We start from the raw sequence: 16,673 nt of genomic DNA, 5'->3' as shown, positions 1-16,673 counted from the left end.
GTGCCATGACGCTGTTATTGCACGCAGAAGGGGTGAGCAAGAGCTTCCCCGGGGTGCAGGCGCTGTCTGACGTGCACCTCGACCTGCGCCACAACGAGGTGCTGGCCCTGGTCGGTGAGAACGGCGCCGGGAAATCCACCCTGATGAAGTTGCTGTCCGGCATCTACGCCGCCGACGAGGGCGAGTTCTTTCTCAACGGTGAGCGCTTCGAGCCGGCCAGCCCGCGGCACGCGCAGGAGCTCGGGATCAGCATCATCCACCAGGAGTTCAACCTGATGCCCGACCTGACGGTCGCGCAGAACATCTTCATCGGCCGCGAGCCCCGCGCCGGGGGCTTCTTCCTCAGCGAGCGCAGGCTCAACACCCGGGCCGCGGACCTGATCGAGCGCCTGCAGCTCCCGCTCGAGCCCGGGTCCCCCGTCGGCGGCCTCACCGTCGCCAAGCAGCAGATGGTCGAGATCGCCAAGGCACTGTCGTACGACGCCCGCGTGCTGATCATGGACGAGCCGACGGCCGCGCTGAACGAGGCGGAGGTGGCGACGCTGCACGCTCTGATCCGGCGGTTCAAGAGCCCGGACACCGGCATCATCTACATCTCCCACCGGATGGACGAGCTCAAGAAGATCGCCGACCGGGTCACGGTCCTGCGCGACGGTCAGTACGTCGCCACGGTCGACACCGCCGCCACCAGCATGAAGGAGGTCATCGGCCTGATGGTCGGTCGTGCTCTGCGTACCGATGCCCAGCCCGAGGGCGTGCGGGAGGACCGTGAGGTCCTGCTCTCCGTCGAGGGCCTGTCCACCAGGGCACTGCTGAAGGATGTCAGCTTCGAGCTGCGCAAGGGCGAGATCCTTGGCTTCGCCGGGCTGATGGGTGCCGGTCGCACCGAGGTCGCACGCGCTGTCGTCGGCGCCGACAAGGCCGAGGGCGGCACCGTCAGAGTGCGCGGCCGGCCGGTCGGCATCCAGAGCCCGGCCGATGCCGCGAAGCACCGGATCGGTTACCTGTCAGAGGATCGCAAGCACTTCGGCCTGATGCTGGAGCAGGACGTGAATGCCAACATCACGGTCAGCTCGCTGAGCGAGCTGTTCTCGTCGTTCGGGTTCATGAAGGACCGGGCGATGCGGACGAAGTCCCGGCAGTACGTCGACTCGCTGCGGATCAAGACCCCGTCGATCCTGCAGACGGCGAAGTACCTCTCCGGTGGGAACCAGCAGAAGGTCGTGATCGCCAAGTGGCTGCTGAAGAACTGCGACATCCTGATCTTCGACGAGCCGACCCGCGGTATCGACGTCGGCGCCAAGGAGGAGATCTACGGGCTGCTCAACGACCTGGCGGCGCAGGGCAAGTCGATCATCATGATCTCGTCGGAACTCGAGGAGGTGCTACGGATGGCGCACCGGATCGTGGTGATGAGCGAGGGCCGCGTCACCGGAACGCTCAGTGCCGCCGAGGCGACGCAGGAGAGAGTCATGCACTACGCGACGCTGCGGCCGGACGAGAACCCCGAGGACGCGGCGGAACTCGGCCTCGAGCTCGACGAACCGGCCGGCACGGCTGACGAAAGCAGGTAGCGGATGACCACCCCCACGGCAACAACAGAGACGCAGCCGGTCGCGGCCAGGGTAACCGTCAGCCTGCGGGATCGCCTGCAGCAGTTCCTGGCGTTCGCCAGCCTGCTGGTCATCTTCGTCGTCTTCTCGATCGCCAACTCGAACTTCCTCACCTACGGAAACGTGCTGGCGATCCTGTATTCGACCGTGGTGATCGGCACCCTGGCACTGGGTACGACGTTCGTCATCATCACCGGCGGTATCGACCTGAGCATCGGGACCGGGATGGCGCTGTGCGCTGTGATGTCCGGCGTGATGATCGTCAACCTCGACATCCCGCTGGCGCTCGGCGTCCTCGGCACGATCCTGTTCGGCGGATTCCTCGGACTGATCAACGGATTCAACGTCGCCATCCTGAAGATCCCGCCGTTCATCGCGACCCTGGCGATGATGCTCGTCGCCCAAGGGCTGGCACTGGTGCTCTCGCACAGCACGCCGATCTACTTCAACGACGTCCCGGCGTACTCGAAGATCTCCCGCGGCAACCTGATCCCGGACTTCCCGAACGCGGTGATCGTCCTCGCGCTGATGGCGGTGATCGCGGCCGTGCTGCTGAACAAGACGATCCTCGGCCGGTACACGTACTCGATCGGCAGCAACGAGGAGGCGACCGCGCTGTCGGGTATCGACGTACGGAAATGGAAGATCATCGTCTACACCTTCGCTGGCCTGTTCATCGGCCTGGCCGGGGTGATGATCTCGGCCCGGCTGGGATCGGCGCAGCCGGCCACCGGGATGGGATACGAGCTGCAGGCGATCGCGGCCGTCGTGATCGGCGGTACGTCGCTGGCCGGCGGCAAGGGATCCATCGTGGGCACCATGATCGGCGCGCTGATCATCTCCGTGCTGAACAACGGCCTGCAGATCATGTCCATCCCGCAGGAGTGGCAGAACGTCATCCTGGGCTGCGTCATCCTGGTCGCGGTCTACGCCGACATGATGCGCAAGAAGCAAGTTTGACGAGCATCAACCGGATAGGAGCTGGATCGACATGAACAGAAGGCAGTTCGGGGCGGCACTGGTGGCCGCCACGATGACGCTGGCGGTCGCAGCGTGCGGCGGCGACGGGGACGGCGGCGCCGGTGGCGAAGACCAGAAGTACATCGCGATCGTTTCGAAGGGTTTCCAGCACCAGTTCTGGCAGGCGGTGAAGAAGGGCGCCGAGCAGCAGGCCGCGAAGGAGGGCGCCCGGATCACCTTCGAGGGCCCGGCGACCGAGGCCGACATCGAGTCCCAGGTGACCATGCTGACCAACGCGATCGCCAAGACCCCGGACGCGCTCGGGTTCGCGGCGCTGGACAGCAAGGCCGCCGCTCCGCTGCTGGAAGACGCGAAGTCGAGAAACATCCCGGTGATCGCGTTCGACTCCGGCGTCGAGGGTGACATTCCGGTCACCACCGCTGCCACCGACAACAAGGCAGCGGCCGCCGAGGCGGCCAAGCACCTGTCCGAACTGCTCGGCGGGAAGGGCAAGGTGGCGCTGGTGGTGCACGACCAGACCAGCAGGACCGGGATCGACCGGCGGGACGGCTTCACCGAATGGATGAAGGCGAACGCGCCCGGGATCACGCTGCTGCCTGCGCAGTACGGCGGCGGCGACCAGGCCAAGTCGGCCGACATCACCAAGTCGATCATCGCCGCCAACCCCGATGTCGCCGGCATCTACGGCGCCAACGAGGGCTCGGCGATCGGTGTGGTGAAGGGAGTCGAGGAGGCCGGCAAGAAGGGCATCAAGATCGTCGGCTTCGACTCCGGCAAGGCGCAGATCGACGCGATCAAGAACGGCACGATGGCCGGCGCGATCACCCAGAACCCGGTCGGCATCGGCGAGCAGACGGTCGCGGCCGCGATGAAGGTGATCCGCGGCGAGAGCGTGCCGAAGGTGATCGACACCGGCTTCTTCTGGTACGACAAGACGAACATCGACGACCCGAAGATCACCGCCGTCCTCTACCAATGAGAGATCTATGACCTCACCGTCACCTTCGACACCGGAAGCGCAGGACGAACTGGTCGACGCGTTGCTCGACGGTGGTCTGCGGATGCTGATCACGACCATCGTCGACAACGCCGGGATCACCCGGGCCAAGACCGTCCCGGCGGCGCGGCTGCGGACCGCGGTACGGGACGGGATCGGCCTGTCGCCGGTGTTCGCGTTGATGTGTACCGACGACGCGATCGCCTCGTCGCCGGCGGTGAACGGTCCGGTCGGGGACATGCGGTTGATCCCCGACCTGGCCGCGGCCGCACCCCTCGGCGTACGGGGTGATGTGGTCTGGGCACCGGCCGACCAGTTCGACCAGGAGCATCGGCCGATGGACATCTGCCAGCGGTCGGCACTGCGGCGGCAGGAGCAACGTGCTGTCGAAGCCGGGTTGACCGTTCTGCTCGGGCTGGAGCTGGAGTTCACCATGTTCACCGGGGATCCCGACGATCCCCGGGTCGCGCACATCGGTCCGCCGTACGGGGTCATTCCGACGCTTCAGCTGGAGGATTTCGCTCGCGATCTGTTCGACGCCTTCGAGGCGGCCGGGCTGATGGTCGAGCAGCTGCATCCGGAGTACGGGCGTGGTCAGGTCGAGGTCGCGCTGCCACCCGCCTCGCCGGTCGCGGCGGTGGATCAGGCCTTGCTGGCCAGGATGATCATCCACCGGCTCGCGCATCGGCACGGGCTGCTGGCGTCGTTCTCGCCGGTGACCGTGGCCGGTGCCGTGGGCAACGGTGCGCACATCCACTTCTCGGCAGCGACCGCGGACGCGCACTTTGGCGACAGCGAAGGGCAGTACGGGCTGTCGAAGCATGCCCAGCACCTGATCGCTGGGGTGCTGGCGGAACTCGATGGGCTGACCGGGGTGCTCGCGCCGAGTGTGGTCAGCGCCGACCGACGGGTGCCGGGCAACTGGGCGGGCGCCTTCACCTGTTGGGGTCCGGAGAACCGCGAGGCGGCGCTGCGGCTGGTTCCAGGCAGCATCACCAGCCGGCCAGCGTCGACGAACTGCGAGATAAAGATCGGCGACCCGTCGGCGAACCTGTATCTCGCCGCGACCGCTGTCCTCGCCTCGGCCCTGACCGGGCTCGAGGAGAAGCTTCCGTTACCGGCCCCGGCCGAGCGCGACCCAGTGATGTACACGGAGGACGAGCGCACTCGACTCGGCATCCGCCGCCTGCCGACCACGCTCGAGGCCGCACTGGAAGCGTTGGAGAACTCGCCCGTACTGCGGGCCGCGCTGGGCGAGCCGATCCTCAGCACCTTCCTCGCCGTCCGGCGGCACGATGCTGGCTCGCTCGGTGGGCTCAGCCTGGAAGACAGGGTTCGCGCCCTCCGCTGGCGCTACTAAACAGGCCGCCAGGCCCGCGGCCGGTTGGGGTCGGCGCGGGTCTGGCGTGCTCAATGCGGGACGGATCAGGTCTGCGGCATCGCCTGCTCTCCCACGGTGACCTCGGGCAGGTGTTCGCGGACCATGTAGCCGCTCGCGGCGACGATCCAGACCGCCGAGACCAGCAGCGGGATCGTGGTCATCATGACGCCGCCGGCAACGAACGCGCCGTCGCTGACGAAGATGCCGAAGGCACCGGCGAACGACACCAGCGCGGCCAGCAGGGCCAGGTAGCCGAGCCAGTCCGGCATCAGGTGGGTCCTCAGGACACCGACCCCGGCCGCAGCGAGCGGAAGCGCCGCCGCGAAACCGATCATCGTGGTGAGCACCGCGGACCACTCGAACAGCATCGTGGTGATACCCGCGTCCCGTCCTTCGACACCGTACGCCGTTGCCGCAGTCGCCCCGGCGTTGATGAAGATCGCACCGCCGACCAGTACGGAGCCGGCCAGCAGGGCCATGTGGATGTCGCTTCGCTCGTCCCGTTCCCTCATCGCCTCGGCGAAGGCGGCGGCGAACCAGATGATCAATCCGGCCGCCGCGCCCCACATCAGCGCGCCGGCAAGGATCATCGACCGGTTGTCGGTGAGGAAACTGGTAATCGCGTTCGCCGACTCGTCGACGCCTGGCGGGTTGCCGGGCAGGAACCTGCCCAGCAGAGCCAGGACGACGAACGCCAGTCCGGCGAAGCCACCCCAACGCAACTCGTGTCGCTCGGTCATGGGGAACCTCCTCAGGAAATGCACCGGGGGTTATGGTGCACCTACTGCCGATGTTCCGCTCTTATCCGTCCCCGTCAAGTGGTCGCCGACCGGCGTCGAAACGATCGTTCCAGGAGTAGATACAGAACCGGTTCAGTCCTGCGTTGTCAGGTACCGACAGCGACTGGCTCGCCGGCCGGAACAGGACGGATGAAGCCGGCGGAGTGGGCGGGGGCGAGGAAGTTGAGCAGTGGGCCATCGCGTTCGACCGAGGCGTCCGGCCAGTGCCGGCGTACCAGCCGGACGACCGGGTCGTTGGCAGCACTGACCACCACCAGGAACTGGTCAGCGCCGGCCGTGCGGGCGTCCCTCGCAGCGACGCTGATCAACTCGGCGCCGATGCCCTGCCGCTGGTCGGAATCCGCAACCACGACAGCCAATTCAGCCGTCGGTCGGGGCGTCACCATGCCCTTGGCCCAGGCCCACATCGCGTGGCCGATGATGCGGCCGGCGCGTTCGGCGACCCACGCCGTACCGGTGGGCTGGAGTAGTTGGTCGAGGACGGCCGGGCGGGGTGGGCGGCCGATCGCGGTCTGGAATCGGAAGTACAGGCTGAGATCGGACAGCGCGGACAACATCGCCGCCAACTCAGCGGCATCGCAGCCACTCGCCTTCCGGACCACCACATCCGACCGGACCATCTGAGTCTGTTTCACAGAGTCAGCCTGCCGGGACTTGGCTGAGTCTGTCAAGCAGACTTATCCTCCAGGTATGAGCGAGCAACTGACCCCGCCGGAGGCCATGCGCTGGTCGGCGGCGAACTGCACGATCTCCCGGACGATGGAGATCCTCGGCGAGAAGTGGACCTTCCACGTGCTGCGGGAGATCTTCCTCGGTGTCCGGCGGTTCGAGGACATCCGCGCTCGCACCGAGATCCCCCGCCAGGTGCTCACCGACCGGTTGAGCCGCCTGATCGACCGTGGCCTGCTGCGCCGCGTCCCGTACCGGCTGCCCGGTCAGCGCGGGCGCTACGAGTACCGCTTCACGAAGGCCGGCCTCGATCTGTACCCCGTCCTCGTCGCGCTGGTCCAGTGGGGCGACGAACATCTGCCCCTACCCGGTGGAGCGCCGATCGTCGCCCGGCACCGCGGCGACTGCGAGGAGGAGGTCCACGTCGTCATGCGCTGCGCCGCCGGCCACGAACCGCCGCCGCGCGAAATCGCCTTCCGCCCCGGCCCTACCGCAAGTCCTGTCTGATCAGAAGAAGCTTCCCGCACGGAGTTCCTGACACGGACCGTGGCGCACCGGATGCCGACAGCGAACGAATAGCCACGGGCACTGGAAAGCCATGGACGAGGAACGCCCTCGCAACTGGCTGGTGCCGGAGCTCGAAGCCGTGGTGATCGACACGGCCGGGCCGCTGCGCCTCGGCCGGTTCTGGGAGCGACTGATCGGCGGCAAGCTGATCCAGACCGAGGACGGCGGTGCGAACCTGGAGGACGGCCCGATCCGGATCTATTTCGCCTACGTCACCGACCACAAACACGGCAAGAACCGCGTGCACCTCGACCTCCGGATCCCGAGGGAAGTTCGCGAACAGGCGATCGAACGGGCCCTCGCCCTCGGCGCCACCGTCGCCCACGACGTGTACGCCGGCGGAAACTGGCAAGTCCTCCGCGACCCCGACGGCAACGAGTTCTGCCTCATCTGGCAGTGATTCAGCCGACGCGTTGGAGGGCTCGTTCGCGGCGGCTCGCGACGGTCGAGCCGGACTCACGGCGGGCCATCCGGCGCAGGACTACGGGAGCGATCAGCAGGCCCAGAATCGCCCAGACTCCCAGCACCGCAACGGTTTCCCAGTGCCGCCAGGAGTCGCCGATCTCGACCGCGACCGCTTCAGCGGGAAGCAACGCGGAACGCATCCCGAGGCCCATCCAGTAGATCGGCGAGAGCTGCGCGATCCACTGCACCCAGCCGGGTAGTGCGGTGATCGGGTAGAAGATCCCGGAGATCGCGATCAACCCCAACACGGGCAGTTGCACCAGACCTTGCCCGCGGGCGGACGTGAACAGCGATCCCAGGACCGCCCCGATCGGCAGTGTCGCGATGAGTCCGAGAACCAGCACCCAAAGCAGGGTGAGCCACGAACCCACATCGCCGATCGCGAGCCCGTCGATGATGAGCAGACCGGGGATCAGCAGGATCGCCAGATCGGCCAGCAGTCCGAGGGCAACCGAGACGACCCTGCCGATCAGGTAGCCGCGCATCCCGTTCGGTGTCGCCTTCGCCCGGAGCAGCGTGCCGTCCTCGCGGTCGGCGGTGAGCAACTGGCTCATGCTCACCATGCCCATCGCCGCGTTCATCCCGAGGATGCTCGGCAATGCCAACAGGCCCAGAGCGAAACCGGTGCTGCCGAACTCGCGATCCCGCAGGAAGAACAACGCCACCAGCATCAGCGTCGGCCAGAGGAAGTGACTGACCAGGTCCGCCCCGTTGGTGAACGACTGCCGCAGCTCGATCATCCCCCGAGCCCCTCCCGCCCGAACCGCTGCCACTCTCATCGGTCTTGCCCCTTCTCACTCGACCGGACCAAGGTGAGATACGCGTCTTCGAGCGACGCCCCGGCGATCTGGGTGGTCAGCGCGGCCGGCGTACCGCTCGCGATGATGCGTCCGCCGGACAGGATCAGGACCCGGTCGGCCAGTTTGCTCGCCTCGTCCAGGTCGTGCGTGGTGAGCAGGATCGTGGTGCGCAACTCGTCCGTGAGGCGGCGTACCAGTGCGTGGAACTCGTGCCGCGCGACCGGGTCGAACCCGGTCGTCGGTTCGTCCAGGAACAACAGCTCCGGCCGGCCGACGATGCCGATGGCGACATCCAGCCGACGGCGCTGCCCACCGGACAACGTCTTCAGCTTCTGCTCCGCCTGCCCGGTCAGGCCGACCAGCTCGATCAGTTCGTCCGCATCCCACGGCCGCGGGATCGCTGCGGTCGCGTACGGCGCGTAGTACCCGCCGAGGTGGGCGAGGAGTTCACGCACACGCCACTTGCTGTGGTCGCGCCAGGACTGCAGTACTACGCCGACCCGCGCGCGCCACGCTTCGTCGCCGTACGCGGGATCGACGCCGAGCACCTCGACCGCACCGGCCGAGCGCATCCGGAATCCCTCCAGGATCTCGATCGTCGTCGTCTTACCGGCCCCGTTCGGCCCGAGGACGGCGAGCACTTCACCCGGCTGGATCCGGAACGTCACGTCGCGCAGCACCTCGGTCGCGCCGTACCGCATCCGCAGTCCCTGGACGGCGACCACATCTTCCTCAGCCTTCAGCATGCCGTGAAAGCTACGTTGCGTTCAGAACAGCGGCAACGATCGCGCAGTCGTTCTGTCCTTGTTTTCGGCCGATTTCCGCGATTCAATGCAATGGGTTGCCGATGAACGCAACACTCCGTTGCAATGAGCTAACGGTGAACGCAACCGGCGAAGGAGAACGCATGCCAGGAGGCAGGCTCACCCACGACGATCGGCAGCGGATCGGCGTCGGCCTGACCGACGGACTTGGGTACGCCGAGATCGCGCGCCAACTGGATCGCCCGACCTCCACGATCAGCCGCGAGGTAGCCCGCAACGGCGGACCTCGGGGGTACCGTCCGGACCACGCCCACCACGCCACGGCGTACCGGGCCCGTCGTCGCGCCAACCACGTGGTGGATGCCGACGGCAACCATGAGGCGGTGGTGGACAAGTTCGCCGAGCGGTTCGGCCAGGTGATGACCGAGAACGGATTGCCGCGGATGGCGGCGCGGGTGCTGGCTCGGTTGTACACGACGGACTCACACAGCCTGACCGCCGCCGAGCTCGTGCGGATGCTGCGGGTCAGCCCGGCGTCGATCTCCAAGGCGATCGGCTACCTGGAGGACCTGGAGATCGTCAGCCGCGAACGCGATCCCCGAGGCCGGCACGAGAACTACTTCATCGCCGAAGACGTCTGGCTTCGCGCCTGGCAGGCCAGCGCCCGTACCAACGCGAGCTGGGCCGAGCTCGCCACCGAAGGCGCCGACCTCTTCGGCACCGACACCCCGACCGGGGCGCGGCTGCATCAGATGGCCGGCTTCTTCGCCCAGCTCAGCGACGACATGTCCGGCGGCCCGACCGCCGCAGCCGCCAACGACGCCGCCACCATCCTCGCCGCCTTGCTCCACGCCGGCCGCCCCCTCACAGCCACCCAGCTGGCAGCAGCCCTCAACTGGCCGAGCGACCGCATCACCACCGCACTCCAGGACGCCGAGACCTACTCCGCCTACACCGACCCCATCGTCCTGAACCGCCCAACCCCCACCACCTACACCGTCGCCGCCACCCCCACCCGCCTGACCCCAACCCAACGCCAGTTACTCACGCAGGGGCCACGGGTGTAGGCCGGGTGGGTACGCGTCGCCGTGGGTGACCATCCAGCCGACCGAGCTTGCCAATAGGGCGGCGGTGATGTCGAAGGCGTTCAGGCTGTCGCCGTCGCCCGCGGCGAGGTTGGCGACGTGGCCATCGGCGAACAGCAGCACCTCCCGACCACCGACTCGATGACTCGTCACCGCCGGGATCACCGGCTCCCCCTTGCCCAAGGCAACCAGATCGATCTCGTCGGCCGAGTGACCTGCGTTCACGAGCAGACACCCATCGGCCACCACACCGAGCACGTCGGCAGACAGCACCCCCGATCGCCCGGTCGCGGTGACCACGATGTTCGCCCGGCCGACCACCTCGCGGATTTCGCCGACACCGAACCCGTCGTACGACGCGACCGTGGCGCGGGCCGGATCCACCTCGGCCACGAGCACCTGGGCGCCGTGGTCCCGCGCGGTACGAGCCAGGCCGGCGCCGACTTCGCCGTACCCGATCACCGCGACGATCAGGCCGTGCAAGGAGAGCTGGGTGCGGGACAGGACTGTCTGCCAGGTGCTGGTGCCGACGGCGAATCTGTTGTGCAGGTGGTTCTTCAACGGCACGCTGTCGAGGTCGAACACGGGATGACGCAACCCGACCGCCGCCACCCGATTGAGCCCGGTGCGAGTGACCTCGACGCCGGCCCGGATCCCGTCGTACCCGGTCTGCGCCGCATGCACCACGATGTCGCCGCCCATCTCCAACGTGTGGGTCGGCTGCCACCCGACACACTCCTCGACGGTCGCGACCTCGATCCCGACATCGGGCTGGGTCGTCGCCGGATCGGCCGGGTGCACCATCACCTCAGCGCCCGCCGCCCGCCAGCCCTCGATGACGACCGCCATCTTCAAGTCGCAGTGCGCGGTCACGGCCAGCCGCACTCCCGCCAACGACGGCAGGCCGCGCGACGCCGCGGCGGTCCGCACCATCCATCGTCGCGTCCACCGCAGCCGCTGCTCGAGCCCGATCCCCTGCCACGCCGTCTCCGGTAGTCCCAGCATCCAGCCACGATGCCACAACAGTGTCTACGACCGCCGGAAGAGTGAACGCAGGACGGTCGAGGTGATGTGGCCGTCGGCGAGGCCGAGGGTGACGAGGTCGTCGAAGACTGCCTGGTCGGCCGCGGCCGCCCGGATACCCGCACTGAGCACGCGTTCCGATCCAGAGAGCCGGCCCGCGAGTGTCGCATGCCTGAAGTGCCGACCGAGCAGCCGCACAGCTCGCCGGTACGCCGCGCCCGCGCCGGCCCCATCCCCCGAGCGGAGCGCCGCGACGGCAGCACGCCCGGCGAGCAGGCCGGTCGCGACCGCGTAGTAGATCCCCTCGCCCGTCATCGGATTGATCAGGCCGGCCGCATCCCCCGCAAGCAGGACCCGCCCCGATCGCGGCCGCCAGAACCAACCGGACAGCGGCAGATGGTGCGCCCGCCACGAGTCCCCGCCGACCGTCGACCCCGGCAGCAACCGCTCGAGTTTGGCCAGCAGGTCCGCCCGGGTCGGATGCGGGCGCTTCGGATGCAGCGCCTCGCCGTACCCCACGTTCGACAACCCGTCGCCCCGGTCGAAGGACCACGCGTACGACGGCTGCCGGCCCTCGCCGTACACGATCACCTGCCGCGCATCCCGGCCCTGCGGAGTCGGTGCATATCCCCGCAACGCCAGCGCCGCCGGACTCGGCCGGCCACCGACAGCACGCCGTACGACGGAATTCGCGCCATCGGCGCCGACCACGACCTTCGCCGCGACCGATTCGTCCAGCAGCACCGAATCCGGCTGGACGGTCAACTCGCGGACGCGATGCCGGACCAGTTGGGCGCCGGCGGATACGGCCGCATCGACGAGCCGCTGATCGAAGACGGTCCGCGGTACGACCCACGTCGCTCGTTGCATCTCGCGATCCACCAGTTGGTCACCGCGTTCGAGGGAGAGCCGGCGGACGGGCGTCCAGTCGTCGAGGATCCCGGTGATGCCGACGTCCGCCAGCAGATCGAGTACGTGCGGCGCGATCCCGTCACCGCACGCCTTGTCCCTCGGAAAGTCCTCACGATCGAGCAGCACCACCGACAACGACGGCTCCACCGCCAACGCCCCCAACGCAACGCAGGCCCCAGCCGGTCCCGCCCCCACGACCCCGACCTCCCACACAGGTTTCACGGCACTGACCTATCGGCCGGGGCGTTTGCCTGGACGGTGAGTACGACGGGATGGCGGTACGACGGGCGCTCGGCTGGCTCGGCCCAATCGGCGGTCGGCGTGGCCGGTCCCTCCGCTGGTCGACTCGACCTCACGTGGTTCCTCGAGATCAACCACACGAGGCGGCGTTGGGACGAAAGTGGCCACCGGCTCGAACTGCTCCTCGGGCTCCTCGACCACCCGCACCGGCTTGGCCCGAGCCGCGGCCTCCTTGCTGGCGACCGGCTTCCCGACCGCGACCGCCCGCAGTGCGATCGGCGGTGGCTGCGGCTTCCGGTGCGGCCACTTGGTGCGGAGCTCGATGCCCAGAGCACCGATCAGGTTGCGGACGACAACGATGGTCACCGCGACCACGGGAATCGTGCAGGCGGCCAGCAACACCGACTGACCACCGGCGCCCCAGTTCGACGGATCGGTCCGGCGCATCGCCGAGATCATCGCCACCACGACGATGTTCGTGATGCCCAGCGCAACGACCGCGGCGATGGTCCACGTCAGCACGCGGCCCCCCAGGCCGGTGTCGTCAGCCGCCGCGACGAGCCCGGCGATCAGCCCGGCCAGCACGGGGACGGAGTACACGGCGGCGAGCAGCAGCCCCGGACTCGCGACCAGGTAGAAAATGTCGAACACCAGCGCCGTCCCGGCGAGCGCCGCACCGAAGGCAACCAGCATCGGCGGATAAGCCCGCACGACTGCGGCCACATCCGCCGGCAACGTCCGATACATCCGCTGCGGCAAGGCGTCCTTCCCCGTCATCAACATCTCTACCCTCATTCTGCCGTTCCCCGGCACCCTCCGTAACAACCAGCCCCACGCGAGTCGCCGTTCGATAGGCTCGATCGGGTGGATGAGGACGTTCAGCAGGCCGTGCACTCGGAGCTTCAGCTGCTGCTGCCGGACGTGCGCGGCAACGCCGAGCAGGTCGAGGCCCTGTTGCACCCGGAGTTCGTCGAGGTCGGTGCGTCGGGCAAGCGATGGGACCGCCCAGCGATGGTGGCCGCGCTGCGGTCCGGCGAGATCACCGACTCCGAACCGATCGAGGCGACCGAGGTCGAAGGCGTCAAACTCGCCGACGACCTGATCCTGATCCGATACGTCAGCCGTCGTACCGGCGGGGCCCCAGTACGCCGCAGCTCCCTATGGCGACGCCTCAACGGCCACTGGCAGCTCTACTACCACCAGGGCACCCCGGCGAACTGATCACCTCGTCGATCTGAGTCGATAGGCGACTGCGCCGAGCGACAGCACTCCGAGGCCGACGACGATCGACGGCCACGGCAGCGCGAAGGCAAGACCGAGACAGCCGACGAGACCAAGAACCGGTACGGCGCGAGGTGGTCGCCCTTCGCTTCGCTGGAGGGTCCAGGCCGACGCGTTGGCGATGGCGTAGTACAGCAGCACCCCGAACGACGAGAACCCGATGGCGCCGCGGAGATCGGTCGTCGCCGCAACAATCGCGACCACCGCACCGACGGCGAGCTCCGCGCGATGCGGGACGTGGTACTTCGGGTGTACCGCGGCGAGTCCGCTCGGCAGATGACGATCGCGCGCCATCGCCAGCGTCGTCCGGGACACCCCCAGGATCAGCGCGAGCAACGACCCCAGCGCCGCGATCGCCGCACCCACTCGCACGACCGGCACCAGCCACGCCAGCCCCGCGACGCGAACGGCCTCGGCCAGCGGATCCGGCGAATCACCGAGCCGCTCCGCTCCGAGGATCACCAGCAGCGCGACAGCCACCGCGGCGTACGTGATCAGGCTGATCCCCAGCGCCAGCGGGACGGCCCGCGGAATCGTCCGGCTGGGATCGCGGACCTCCTCGCCGAGCGTCGCGATCCGCGCGTACCCGGCGAACGCGAAGAACATCAACGCGGCCGCCTGCAGAATCCCGCCGGCCCCTTCACGACCAAGTTCCAACCGCCCGTACCGCGCATCGTCGGCGGTCAGCGAAACGATCACGACCACAGCCAGCAGAACCAGTACGACCGCGACGATGATCCGGGTCAACCACGCGGCCTTCTGTACACCGAAGTAGTTCAGCGTGGTCAGCGCGACGACAGCTGCGACCGCCACCACGTTCTTGTGGTCGGGCCAGAGATACGCCCCGACCGTGAGCGCCATCGCCGCACACGACGCGGTCTTGCCGACCACGAACGCCCAACCGGCCAGGTATCCCCAGAACGGCCCGAGCCGCTCGCGTCCGTAGACATAGGTCCCGCCGGACTCCGGGTAGACCGCGGCCAGGCGCGCCGACGAGGTCGCGTTGCAGTAGGCGACCACCGCCGCGATCGCGAGCCCGACCAGCAGGCCCGACCCGGCGATCTCCGCCGCCGGCGCGAACACGGCGAACACCCCCGCCCCGACCATCGCGCCAAGCCCCACCACGACTGCATCCCAGACCCCGAGCCGCCTGCGCAGTTCCTGCATTGGGTCAGTCGATCACACCAACAGGCCCCGGGACGCTCCGAGTCCCACGGTTTCGAGCCGTCCAGTCGGGTACCGGGGACGCATGGTTGAGCAGCGATCCGTGTGGTTGGCGACCGCCTCGTTTCCGGAGTACGACGTACTGCGCGCCGACGAGCAGCTACCGGCCTGATCGTCGTCGGCGGCGACCACGAGACCGGCGACGACACGAACACCGCGGCGGCATACCAGGGCCTGGTCGACTGGGCCGGCTCGGTATGGAACTTCTCGCCACAACCCGAGTACCGCTGGTCGGCCGAGGACTACAGCACCCCGGACCTGATCCCGTACGTCGGCCGGTCGCCGGGCAGCCACTCCATCCTGGTCGCCACCGGCATGCGCAAATGGGGCTTGAGCAACGGAACCGCGGCCGCCGGTGTCCTCCGCGATCTGATCCTCGACCGGCCGAATCCGGCGATCTCGCTGTACGACGCCGGCCGGATCGGCGACACGCACTCCGTCGGCAAGCTGATCGCCGACAACCTGAAGGTCGCCAAGGAGTACGCCGGCCGGCTGGTCCAGCCGTTCCGTGGCGGCCTCGACCATCTGGAGGTCGGTCAAGGCGGCCTGATCGAGGTGGACGGGCATACGGTCGGCGCTTACCGCGATTCCACCGGCGAGCTGCACACCGTCAAACCTGTCTGCACCCACCTCGGCTGTCCCTTGCACTGGAACCCCGCCGACACCACGTGGGACTGCAACTGCCACGGCTCCCGATTCACCCCGGCAGGCGACGTACTCGACGGCCCCGCCACCAAACCCCTCGGCTGACACAACCGCGTCGGCACCCGCACCGGTCCCAGGCACGCAAAAGGCGCGCGTCACCAGGACGCGCGCCTTCTGGACAGAGGGGAGGCTCAGCCCTTCTTCGCGATCCCGGCCATCAGGATGCGCTGGTAGGGCTCGAGCTCCTCCGCCGCCGGCACGTCGCCCTCGGGGTCCTCCGGGAACCAGCGGGCCAGGAAGTCCACGCCGGGCGGGACGATCGGCATACCGAGGAAGTGCTGCTCGATCCGCTCCGGGGTCCGGATCCAGCCGTTGCCCAGGCTCTCCAGGCCGGCCTTCTCCATCCCCTTCTGCAGCGGCTCGCCGGTGTCGACGAAGTCGGTGATGAACAGGTAGCTGCCCGGCACGAGCGCGTTCATGATCGTGCGGACCCACTCGTCCGGCTTCTCGTCGTCGTGGAAGTGCATGTGCAGCCCGACGACCATCAGTGCGATCGGCCGCTCGAAGTCCAGGTGATCCTGGATCTCCTTGTTCGCGAGGATGGCCTGCGGCTCGCGCAGGTCCGCGGTGACGACGATGGTGCTGTTGTTCGTCGCCAGCAACGCACGGCCGTGCGCGAGCACGATCGGGTCGTTGTCGACGTACGCGACCTTCGCCTCGGGGTTGATCTCCTGGGCCGCCTGGTGGGTGTTCTTCTGCGTCGGCAGACCACTGCCGATGTCGAGGAACTGATCGATACCCGCCTGGCGCACCAGATACTGCACGCCCTTGACCAGAGCCTCCCGGTTCTCGATCGCGCAGCGACCGGCGTCCGGAACGTACTTCAGGTAGGTCGCCGCACCCTCGCGGTCGGCGGCGAAGTTGTCCTTGCCGCCGAGCAACGCGTCATAGACGCGGGCGATGGTCGGTTGGGAAGTGTCGAACGCCGGAGCTTCATCCGGGCCGTCAGGAGTCGCCATCGGCGCAGCCTTTGTGTCGGAGGGATTCTTCTGCGTCACCCTAGTGCATTTCCATACCAGTCGTCGCCTGGTTCACCCCTGTCCGGAGTGTTTCGACGAGCAAGTCCGAAAAGCCTGATTTCTCAATAAAACAAGGGCTTCAGCCACTGAGGCCCACCACCCGCTTTGGCGACCTGCACCAGTCCAGTACGGCGGATGGTCCGCCCG

18 protein-coding genes are annotated in these 16,673 nt (G+C 68.0%); 9 read left to right on the top strand and 9 right to left on the bottom strand.

All coding sequences use genetic code 11. The features are described from left to right. Positions 1–5: 5 nt before the first annotated feature. Genes EV643_RS23370 through EV643_RS23355 form a run of 4 tightly spaced genes read left to right on the top strand, consistent with a single transcriptional unit; the run spans position 6 to position 4,951 of the window. The gene (locus tag EV643_RS23370) at positions 6–1,574 is read left to right on the top strand and encodes a sugar ABC transporter ATP-binding protein (protein ID WP_133802246.1); all 1,569 of its coding nucleotides are present in this window, start codon (positions 6–8) and stop codon (positions 1,572–1,574) included. A gap of 3 nt (positions 1,575–1,577) precedes the next feature. Further along, positions 1,578–2,573 carry an ABC transporter permease gene (locus EV643_RS23365; RefSeq protein ID WP_133802245.1) on the top strand — a complete coding sequence of 332 codons (996 nt, stop codon included), beginning with the start codon at positions 1,578–1,580 and terminating at the stop codon, positions 2,571–2,573. A gap of 31 nt (positions 2,574–2,604) precedes the next feature. Next, complete coding sequence (locus EV643_RS23360) at positions 2,605–3,573, top strand: ABC transporter substrate-binding protein (RefSeq protein ID WP_133802244.1); 969 nt, start codon at positions 2,605–2,607, stop codon at positions 3,571–3,573. A gap of 7 nt (positions 3,574–3,580) precedes the next feature. Then, entirely contained in the window at positions 3,581–4,951 is a 1,371-nt protein-coding gene (locus tag EV643_RS23355) for a glutamine synthetase family protein (RefSeq protein WP_133802243.1), read from the top strand. Positions 4,952–5,016: 65 nt separating this feature from the next. Here the strand turns inward: EV643_RS23355 and EV643_RS23350 are convergent, their stop codons facing one another. Together EV643_RS23350 and EV643_RS23345 are read right to left on the bottom strand one after the other, a co-directional pair. Beyond that, a complete protein-coding gene (locus EV643_RS23350; RefSeq protein ID WP_133802242.1) occupies positions 5,017–5,712 on the bottom strand; it encodes a DUF4386 family protein in 696 nt (231 codons plus the stop codon). A gap of 146 nt (positions 5,713–5,858) precedes the next feature. Beyond that, positions 5,859–6,407 carry a GNAT family N-acetyltransferase gene (locus EV643_RS23345; RefSeq protein WP_238165746.1) on the bottom strand — a complete coding sequence of 183 codons (549 nt, stop codon included), beginning with the start codon at positions 6,405–6,407 and terminating at the stop codon, positions 5,859–5,861. A gap of 55 nt (positions 6,408–6,462) precedes the next feature. On the opposite strand from EV643_RS23345, the gene EV643_RS23340 reads away from it, so the two are divergent. Both EV643_RS23340 and EV643_RS23335 read left to right on the top strand, forming a co-directional pair. Next, positions 6,463–6,948: a winged helix-turn-helix transcriptional regulator gene (locus EV643_RS23340; RefSeq protein WP_133802241.1), complete on the top strand. Its 486-nt coding sequence runs from the start codon at positions 6,463–6,465 to the stop codon at positions 6,946–6,948. A 91-nt stretch (positions 6,949–7,039) separates the two neighbouring features. Then, on the top strand, positions 7,040–7,408 hold the full coding sequence (locus EV643_RS23335) for a VOC family protein (protein WP_133802240.1): 369 nt from the start codon (positions 7,040–7,042) through the stop codon (positions 7,406–7,408). Position 7,409: 1 nt separating this feature from the next. Here the strand turns inward: EV643_RS23335 and EV643_RS23330 are convergent, their stop codons facing one another. Then, on the bottom strand, positions 7,410–8,213 hold the full coding sequence (locus EV643_RS23330; protein WP_238165745.1) for an ABC transporter permease: 804 nt from the start codon (positions 8,211–8,213) through the stop codon (positions 7,410–7,412). Between the two features lie 35 nt (positions 8,214–8,248). Continuing rightward, positions 8,249–9,019 carry an ABC transporter ATP-binding protein gene (locus EV643_RS23325; protein WP_133802238.1) on the bottom strand — a complete coding sequence of 257 codons (771 nt, stop codon included), beginning with the start codon at positions 9,017–9,019 and terminating at the stop codon, positions 8,249–8,251. 161 nt (positions 9,020–9,180) lie between these two features. Between EV643_RS23325 and EV643_RS23320 the strand changes: the two genes are divergently transcribed. Beyond that, on the top strand, positions 9,181–10,104 hold the full coding sequence (locus tag EV643_RS23320) for a MarR family transcriptional regulator (protein ID WP_133802237.1): 924 nt from the start codon (positions 9,181–9,183) through the stop codon (positions 10,102–10,104). On the opposite strand, the gene EV643_RS23315 is transcribed toward EV643_RS23320, so the two are convergent. From EV643_RS23315 to EV643_RS23305, 3 genes are read right to left on the bottom strand one after another with little or no spacing between them, the layout of a single operon-like run. After that, the gene (locus EV643_RS23315) at positions 10,078–11,127 is read right to left on the bottom strand and encodes an NAD(P)-dependent oxidoreductase (protein WP_133802236.1); all 1,050 of its coding nucleotides are present in this window, start codon (positions 11,125–11,127) and stop codon (positions 10,078–10,080) included. The two genes, EV643_RS23320 and EV643_RS23315, sit on opposite strands and share 27 nt — an antisense overlap. Positions 11,128–11,151: 24 nt before the next feature. Next, positions 11,152–12,279: an NAD(P)/FAD-dependent oxidoreductase gene (locus tag EV643_RS23310; protein ID WP_133802235.1), complete on the bottom strand. Its 1,128-nt coding sequence runs from the start codon at positions 12,277–12,279 to the stop codon at positions 11,152–11,154. A 9-nt stretch (positions 12,280–12,288) separates the two neighbouring features. Further along, positions 12,289–13,080 carry a hypothetical protein gene (locus EV643_RS23305; RefSeq protein WP_238165744.1) on the bottom strand — a complete coding sequence of 264 codons (792 nt, stop codon included), beginning with the start codon at positions 13,078–13,080 and terminating at the stop codon, positions 12,289–12,291. A gap of 81 nt (positions 13,081–13,161) precedes the next feature. On the opposite strand from EV643_RS23305, the gene EV643_RS23300 reads away from it, so the two are divergent. Continuing rightward, positions 13,162–13,518 (top strand): nuclear transport factor 2 family protein, encoded by a 357-nt coding sequence (locus EV643_RS23300; RefSeq protein ID WP_133802234.1) that lies wholly within the window; start codon positions 13,162–13,164, stop codon positions 13,516–13,518. On the opposite strand, the gene EV643_RS23295 is transcribed toward EV643_RS23300, so the two are convergent. Then, positions 13,519–14,745, bottom strand: coding sequence for an APC family permease (locus EV643_RS23295; RefSeq protein WP_133802233.1), 1,227 nt, complete (start codon positions 14,743–14,745; stop codon positions 13,519–13,521). 102 nt (positions 14,746–14,847) lie between these two features. Between EV643_RS23295 and EV643_RS23290 the strand changes: the two genes are divergently transcribed. Next, entirely contained in the window at positions 14,848–15,552 is a 705-nt protein-coding gene (locus tag EV643_RS23290) for an FAD-dependent oxidoreductase (RefSeq protein ID WP_238165743.1), read from the top strand. 86 nt (positions 15,553–15,638) lie between these two features. On the opposite strand, the gene EV643_RS23285 is transcribed toward EV643_RS23290, so the two are convergent. Next, positions 15,639–16,466, bottom strand: coding sequence for an SAM-dependent methyltransferase (locus tag EV643_RS23285; protein ID WP_133802231.1), 828 nt, complete (start codon positions 16,464–16,466; stop codon positions 15,639–15,641). Positions 16,467–16,673 lie beyond the last annotated feature (207 nt).

Origin of the sequence: Kribbella caucasensis (genome assembly GCF_004361855.1) — a bacterium.
GTDB classification, from domain to species: Bacteria; Actinomycetota; Actinomycetes; order Propionibacteriales; family Kribbellaceae; genus Kribbella; species Kribbella caucasensis.
Note: the sequence above shows the minus strand (reverse complement) of the source record. Positions and strands in the feature narration are given on the sequence as shown.